General features: G+C 67.9%; 7 protein-coding genes and 2 pseudogenes. 5 read left to right on the top strand and 4 right to left on the bottom strand.

Annotation, left to right across the window (positions count from 1 at the left end):
• Positions 1 to 1,243: protoporphyrinogen oxidase (locus tag QOC69_RS36215; RefSeq protein WP_526447681.1), on the top strand; the 1,243-nt coding region annotated here is incomplete at its 5' end.
• A 5-nt stretch (positions 1,244 to 1,248) separates the two neighbouring features.
• Positions 1,249 to 1,941: a hydrogen peroxide-dependent heme synthase gene (gene hemQ, locus QOC69_RS36210; protein ID WP_526447679.1), complete on the top strand. Its 693-nt coding sequence runs from the start codon at positions 1,249 to 1,251 to the stop codon at positions 1,939 to 1,941.
• 127 nt (positions 1,942 to 2,068) lie between these two features.
• Here the strand turns inward: hemQ and QOC69_RS36205 are convergent.
• Both QOC69_RS36205 and QOC69_RS36200 read right to left on the bottom strand, forming a co-directional pair.
• A pseudogene (locus QOC69_RS36205) lies at positions 2,069 to 3,315 on the bottom strand (glycosyltransferase).
• On the bottom strand, positions 3,312 to 3,941 hold the full coding sequence (locus QOC69_RS36200) for a TetR/AcrR family transcriptional regulator (RefSeq protein ID WP_526447677.1): 630 nt from the start codon (positions 3,939 to 3,941) through the stop codon (positions 3,312 to 3,314). The pseudogene QOC69_RS36205 and the gene QOC69_RS36200 overlap by 4 nt, the downstream one beginning before the upstream one ends.
• A 180-nt stretch (positions 3,942 to 4,121) precedes the next feature.
• Here QOC69_RS36200 and QOC69_RS36195 point away from each other — a divergent pair, with 180 nt between their 5' ends.
• A complete protein-coding gene (locus tag QOC69_RS36195) occupies positions 4,122 to 4,877 on the top strand; it encodes a class I SAM-dependent methyltransferase (protein WP_526447675.1) in 756 nt (251 codons plus the stop codon).
• Between the two features lie 135 nt (positions 4,878 to 5,012).
• Here the strand turns inward: QOC69_RS36195 and QOC69_RS36190 are convergent, their stop codons facing one another.
• Entirely contained in the window at positions 5,013 to 5,954 is a 942-nt protein-coding gene (locus QOC69_RS36190) for an NADP-dependent oxidoreductase (RefSeq protein ID WP_526447674.1), read from the bottom strand.
• Between the two features lie 214 nt (positions 5,955 to 6,168).
• Positions 6,169 to 6,249: a hypothetical protein gene (locus tag QOC69_RS36185; RefSeq protein ID WP_526447683.1), complete on the bottom strand. Its 81-nt coding sequence runs from the start codon at positions 6,247 to 6,249 to the stop codon at positions 6,169 to 6,171.
• On the opposite strand from QOC69_RS36185, the gene QOC69_RS36180 reads away from it, so the two are divergent.
• Together QOC69_RS36180 and QOC69_RS36175 are read left to right on the top strand one after the other, a co-directional pair.
• Positions 6,214 to 6,660, top strand: coding sequence for an Lrp/AsnC family transcriptional regulator (locus QOC69_RS36180; RefSeq protein ID WP_526447672.1), 447 nt, complete (start codon positions 6,214 to 6,216; stop codon positions 6,658 to 6,660). The genes QOC69_RS36185 and QOC69_RS36180 overlap by 36 nt on opposite strands.
• A gap of 188 nt (positions 6,661 to 6,848) precedes the next feature.
• A pseudogene (locus QOC69_RS36175) lies at positions 6,849 to 6,983 on the top strand (MarR family winged helix-turn-helix transcriptional regulator); the annotation flags it as partial.

The following is a 6,983-nucleotide window of genomic DNA, read 5'->3' as shown; positions in this document are numbered from 1 at the left end:
CGGCGGTGCGCTGCGCACCGAGCGCGTGGGTGGCCAGCCCGTCGACGTCGGTGCGGAGGCCTTCATCGCCCGGCGACCTGAGGTGTCGGCACTGCTCGCCGAACTGGGTCTCGCAGGCAGGCAGATCGGCACGACGGGGGTGCGCCCCCTGATCTACAGCGGAGGTCGGCTGCACCCGATGCCGCAGGGCACGCTGCAGGGCATTCCGGCGCAGGCCTCCACCGTCGCGGGGCTGGTCGATGACGCGACCGTCGCCCGCATCGCCGACGAACACACCAGGCCGTTGTCGTGGCGCCACGGTGCCGACCCGACGGTGGCCGGGCTCGTCGGCGACCGCTTCGGCGATCAGGTGGTGACGCGGTCGGTCGACCCGCTGCTGGCCGGGGTGTACGCCGGGTCTGCGGCGACGATCGGCCTGCGGGCGGCGCTGCCCCCGCTGGCCGCCGCTCTGGACCGGGGCGCCCGCACCCTCACCGACGCGGTGCGCCAGGCGCTGGCGGAGTCGGGGCCGCCCCCCGACGGTTCGGTGTTCGGCGCCGTCGACGGCGGCTACCGTGTGCTGCTCGACGAGCTCGTCCGGCGGGCCGACTTCCACTGGGCGCAGGTCGCGGTGCAGCGGATCGCCCGTGCGGCAGGCGGGTGGGATCTGGTCGACGACGAGGGGGTGCACTGGCACGCCGACGGCGTGGTGCTCGCAGTGCCTGCACCCCGGCTGCCGCAGCTGATCGAGCACGTCGCCCCGCGGACCGCGGCGGCGGCCCGGCGCATCGCCGTGGCCTCGACCGTGCTGGTGGTGCTGGCATTGCCCGGCGGTACGCCACTGCCCGAGCGGTCCGGCGTGCTGGTCGCCGGGGGAGAACCGTTGCACGCCAAGGCGATGACGCTCACGTCGCGCAAGTGGGGCCCGCGCGGCAACGTCGAGTTGGTGCGGCTGTCGTTCGGCCGGTTCGGCGACCAGCTGGCCCGCGACGCCGGGGACGAGGACCTGCTGTCGTGGGCGGCCGCCGACCTCGCCGACGTCTTCGGCGTCGTCCAGGACCCGGTGGACTGCCACGTGCAGCGGTGGATCGACGCGATGCCGCAGTACGGGCCGGGGCACGCCGCGCTGATCGCCGAGTTGCGGGCAGGCCTGCCACCGACCATGGCGGTCGCGGGTGGCTACCTCGACGGCATCGGGGTGCCCGCGTGTGTGGCCTCCGGCACGCGGGCGGCGTCATTGGCCGCCGCGCGCGTGGCACGATGAAGAGTATGGCCAAGCTCGACTACGACACGCTCAACTCGATGACCAGATACATGATGATCTCGGTCTTCGCCGTGCAGCCCGAAGCACTGGGGGAGGAGCGTGCCGCGGTGGTCGACGAGACCGCGACCTTCCTCAAGCAACAGGAAGAGGGCGGCGTCGTCATCCGCGGCCTCTACGACGTCGCCGGCTTCCGCGCTGACGCCGACTTCATGATCTGGACGCACGCCGAGCGGGTCGAGGACCTGCAGGCGACGTACCGGGCGTTCCGACGCACGACCCTCGGCTCGGCCAGCGACCCAGTGTGGAGCGTCGTCGCCCTGCACCGCCCCGCCGAGTTCAACAAGAGCCACGTGCCGGCGTTCGTGGCAGGCGAGGAGCCCGGCGACTACGTCTGCGTGTACCCGTTCGTCCGGTCGTTGGACTGGTACCTGCTGCCCGACGACGAGCGGCGCAAGATGCTGATGGAGCACGGCATGGCCGGCCGCGAGTACCCCGACGTGCGGGCCAACACGGTGCCCGCGTTCGCGCTGGGCGACTACGAGTGGATCCTGGCGTTCGAAGGCCCCGATCTGGCCCGCATCGTCGAGCTGATGTGGAAGCTGCGCTACACCGACGCCCGCAGGCACGTGCGGGAGGAGACGCCGTTCTTCACCGGTCCGCGGGTGGCGGTCGAGGAACTGGTTTCCCGGCTGCCGTAGCGCGTCAACGGTTGGGTGCCGGTGTGTCGAGCGACAGGACCTCGCGCAACCATCGGACTTGGTCGGCGACCGTCCATCGCCGCTGATCGTCTTGACGATTTCCGGGTCAGCGGCCACGGTGCTCCTCCTACTGGGTGGATTGGCGGAGCAGGGTTTCGACGGTGGCGACCACGTGTGCGGCACCGTCCTCGCCGGCGATCCGACCGGCCAGTTGCCTGTTCTGTCGCGGAGTTGGCGGTCGGTGACCGCCACGCGAATGGCGTCGGCGAGCTTGTCCGCGGTCAGTGAGCGTTGCGTGATCGTTGCCGCGCTGGCGCCGAGCTGGTGTAGACGCCGTACCCAGAAGCGTTGATCCCCAACGAGTCCTGGCAAGGCGATCGTAGGGACGCCTGCGCGCAGGCTGGCGGCGGTGGTCCCGGCGCCGCAGTGATGCGCGACGGCGGCCACCTGAGGAAGGAGCCAGTCATGCGGAGCCTCGCCGATCGTGATGACGTCGTTGCCGACTACTTCGAGGCCGGCCCAGCCGGCCTGGACGACGCCGCGTACGCCCACCTGCCGCAGCGCGGCAATGATGTCGGCCAGCTGTTCTGCACGCGGCGCGGTGACCACGGTGCTGCCGAGGCCGACGAACACGGGGGCTGGACCCGCTGCCATGAAATCGGTCAGCACTTCCGGTGGCTGCCATCCCGGTGTCGGCGCGCGCCACCAGTACCCCACGACCCGTAGGTCGGGCCGCCAATCGGTCGGCCGCGGGAGGACGCTGGGCGAATAACCATGCAGGATCGGCCAATTCGCCTGAGTGCGCTGATGTCGCAGCACCCGCGTGGAGAGCTTCGGCAGTCCGAGGTCTCGGCGGAACCCGGCGACGACCCCGCCGTACAGACGGTCGATGATCCACGCGCCGGCGTCCGCGGCCAAACGGTTCCCGACCGCGCCGGCCGACCAGGCGCCCAGCAGGGTGGGTGGGTAGGCGGCGGTGGCCGACATCGGCTGCAATCGCACCCCCATCGACGGGATTCCCTTCGCCTCGGCAAGGGGATGGCCGGCCAATTCCGACAAGGGTGCGAGCAGCAGGATGTCGGCAGGCACGTCGCGCAACGCATCCAGAATTAACTGGCCGGTGTCCCGCACCCCCCGGGGCGTGAAGATCGCAGCGAAGGTCTCTCTCGAGGTGGCGTCGGCGTGGTCGGCGCCCGGGGTGAAGTCGGCGGGCAGTTCACGAAACTCCAACCCGCACCCGGTGATCAGGTCGGCGAAGGGCGTGTACGCGGTCATCACTACCGGGTGGCCGGCATCCCGCAGAGCCACCCCGACGCCGGTGAGTGGCGCGACATCCCCACGGCTGCCGACCGCGGCGATCGCGACGGTGCTCATCGTGTACTCCTCGTGGCACGACCGAAGATTTCGACCAGGTCCTCGCCGTAACCCCTTACGTCGTAGTCGGGTTCACGCAGAATCTTCTCCACGACACCGTTGACGGCGCCCCGCAGCGCGACGGCCGTGGAACCTACTGGGAAGTCGCCGAATTCGCCGTCCTGCTGGCCAGCGCGCAGGATCGGCCCCGGATCGAGTACGCCGAACTGCTCGGCAATCTCAGGACTGAGGCCCAGCTCATCGAAGCGGCGCCCATCGCTGGGTTGATAACTCGTCCCGAGCGAGGTGAGCGCCAGCAGCGCGGTGCGATGGGTGCCGAAGTATTTGATGCTGGTGCGGATGTAGGCGTTGAGCTTGCCCGTCGCCGTGGTCTCGGCGGCCAGCGCCGGGACCATGAGCGCAAGCATCGTTCGGTACATGTGCTCGACGATCGCGTCGACGAGGTTGTCCTTGCTACCGAAGTGGTAGAGCACTGCGCTCATCGCGATGCCTGCGCGGTCGGCGATCTTGCGGATCGACGCCTGCGGGTAACCCACCTCGGCGATCACGTCGATCGCGCAGCCGACGATCTGTGCCTTGCGCGCGGTCCGGGTGAACGACTCCGGCCGATCGTCGACGGATCGCATGGACCAACCGTAGATCGACTGACCCAAGATTAGTAGTGACGATCTGATATCAGATCGCTTGATCAGTCGATACGCTGGTGCTCAGAGCGACCCTTTGAGCGTTGCATCGCGATAGGTATCGATATATCGTTGATGTGTCGATTGCGCACCGTTCGCTCATCGAGCAGAAGCGGAGAACAGATGAACCAACCATTCGACGGGGCGACCGCTCCCGATCGGTTTGAAGAGATGTACCGCGACGACCGTACGGCGCACGGCCTGCCCGCCGCCACGCCGTGGGACATCGGCGGTCCGCAACCGGTCGTCCAACAGCTCGTGGCGTTGGGCGCCGTCAAGGGCGAGGTACTCGACCCCGGTACCGGTCCCGGGCACCATGCGATCCACTACGCGTCAAAGGGCTTGTCGGCCACCGGCATCGACGCATCGCCCGCCGCCATCGAGCGTGCCAGCCGGAACGCGCAGAAGGCCGGTGTCTCGGTCGACTTCCAGCTCGCCGACGCCACCAAGCTGGATGGACTGGAGGGCCGGTTCGACACCGTCGTCGACTGCGCCTTCTACCACGTGTTCGGGGGCGAGCCCGAACTGCAGAAGTCCTATGCTCGGGCCCTGCACCGCGCCACCAAGCCCGGTGCGCGGCTGTACATGTTCGAGTTCGGCGAGCACAACGTGAACGGCTTTCGCATGCCACGCTCCCTGACCGAGGACGACTTCCGGCAGGTGCTTCCCGCCGGTGGCTGGGAGATCACCTATCTGGGGCCGACCACCTACCAGGGAAACCTTAGCGTCGAGACCTTCGAGATGATGGCCGCGCGCAACCCCGAAACGGCCGACGAGTTGAATCCGCTGCTGGAGCGGATCCGCGTCATCGAACCGTGGTTGACCAACGGCCGCATGCACATGCCGTTCTGGGAAGTGCACGCCACGCGCGTCGACTAGGGCGCGTCCCCTTGTAGTCCTCGGAGTTGAAGGCCGGGGGCCGCGCCGACGCAGCGTCGCGCTGCGACCGTAGGCGCGGCTGCGCGTCATGGGCGACATGTGGTTGTGGCAAAGGGTTACTGGTCAAGGAGTTGATTACTCGGCGGGCACGAGGATGGTCTTGCCGTGCAGGCGGCCGGCGTCGGAGTCGTCGTGCACCGCCGCGGTGTCGGCGAGCGGGCGGCGGTTGACGACCTCGATGCGCAGTTGCCCGTCGTCGACGCGGCTGACGAGGCCGGCGAGTTGGGCGGCGTCGCTGCGCACGAAGACCCGCTGCGTCCGGACCTGGCGCCCGGGGTTTTCGGGCCCGAAGACCATGGTGCCGACGTGGAAGCCGCCGTCGACGACGACGCCGATCAGGCTCTCGGTCTGTTCGTCGGTGGTGCTGACCAGGTTGAGCACTACGTCGAAGGGTGCTCCGTCGACCGTGATCGGCGATTCCGTGTAGTCGATGTAGTCCACGATTTGATCGGCGCCGTACTCGCGCAGTCGGTCGACGTCACGCGCCTTGGCGGTCGCGGTGACGACGGCTCCGGCCTGCTTGGCCAACTGAATGGCGTAGCCGCCCACCGCACCGGACGCTCCGTTGATCAGGATCGACTGACCACATGTGAGCCCGGCGATCTCGAAAAGGGATTGCCAGGCGGTCAACCCGGCCTCCGGCAGGGCGGCGGCATCGGCCAGTGCCACCGACGTCGGGGCGGCAGCCAGTGACTCGGCCGGCGCGAGCGCGTATTCGGCGGCCGCTCCATCGGCGTCGAGCGGCAGGAATGCCACGACCGCGTCGCCGACGTTCCAGCCCTGCACGCCCTCACCGATCTCGGCTATGGTCCCCGCCACGTCCACGCCGGGGGTGTGCGGAAAGCTGATCTCGTACACCTGGGCCAGATAGCCGCCGCGGATGCCGGCGTCCACCGGGTTGAACGAGGTGGCGGCGACCTTGATCAGAACCTGCCGCGACCCGGGAACCGGTCGGGGGGCGTCCTCGTATTCGAGCACGTCGCTTCCTCCATAGCGGTGGTATCGCACAGCCTTCATGATTCTCTCCTTCGTTAGTTGCTTTGAACTTGAAGCAGTTACCTCTTGCGCAACCGCTTCGATATCGAAGCAATTCCCTTTGGTGCGTGACCCTTGTCACAGGTCATTGCCGTGGGATGGGTATCTGGGGCACCGAAGGCGTGCGGGATCGAGCGCACCGAGCGGCGCTTGCCTGACACGTCGATCGAATTTGGCTAGAGCACGAATGTGGTTGTCAGCGATGAAGTTTGAGTCCGTCAACGATCTTGTCGACGACCCTGTGCTCGGCACGTACCGCCATGCCGACGAGGTCCAAGTCGGCACGACTTCTCGCCGCCACCTCGGCCCGGTTCGCGTCGTCGCCGGTGAGAGGGTCCGCGCGCTGCGGCAGCGGGGCGTCTTGGCCGGCGTTCACTACACCGTGGACCTCGCCGAACTGGGGCGCCCGGTGCAGGCGATGATCACCGTGCGGCTGCGGCCACAATCGCGCCAAGTAGTCCACGGTTTTCGCGATTTCGTTCTTGAATTGTCCGAGACACTGCAGGTATTCGTCACCACAGGCACCGAGGACCTGCTTGTTCACGTCGCCGTGGCCTCGACCGAGGCACTCCGCGATTTCGTGCTTGACTCGCTAACCAAGCGACGCGAGGTTGCCGGTGTCCGCACCGAGGTGGTCTTCGATCATCTACGTAACCACGTTGTCCAACCCCTGGTACGTCAGGCGTAGGGCCCCGCAGTGCTTCCCGATATTCGGGAGCGGGACGACGCGCCGCCTGCCTTTCCCCGATGTCGAGGCAATCCGACCCTCTTCGCCACGGCGCCCTTGCCCCGAGGCGTGCGGGCGGTGACGCCTTGCAAAGCACCATCTGCTGCCGGCGGCATTTGCTTCTACATCGAAGCATTACAGTGGGGGGTATGGCTGATCCACTCCAGCCCGCGCAGATGCGGACGTATTTTGCTTTGACGGAGGCGGTCAGCTTGCTGCAGTACGCGGTGCGGCAGCAGCTGCAGGCCGAGGGCGGTCTGAGCTACGTGCAGTTCGAGATCTTG

The sequence above is a fragment of the Mycobacterium sp. genome, assembly GCF_032162105.1.
Lineage (GTDB): Bacteria > Actinomycetota > Actinomycetes > Mycobacteriales > Mycobacteriaceae > Mycobacterium.
The sequence above is the reverse complement of the archived record's forward strand: the minus strand, read 5'-3'. Positions and strand labels throughout refer to the sequence as shown.

Bases quoted from the DNA above. Each gene is read 5' to 3' on its own strand.
- hemQ (WP_526447679.1), top strand. From the start codon at position 1,249: ATGGCCAAGCTCGACTACGACACGCTCAACTCGATGACCAGATACATG.
- QOC69_RS36200 (WP_526447677.1), bottom strand. From the start codon at position 3,941: ATGCGATCCGTCGACGATCGGCCGGAGTCGTTCACCCGGACCGCGCGC.
- QOC69_RS36195 (WP_526447675.1), top strand. From the start codon at position 4,122: ATGAACCAACCATTCGACGGGGCGACCGCTCCCGATCGGTTTGAAGAG.
- QOC69_RS36190 (WP_526447674.1), bottom strand. From the start codon at position 5,954: ATGAAGGCTGTGCGATACCACCGCTATGGAGGAAGCGACGTGCTCGAA.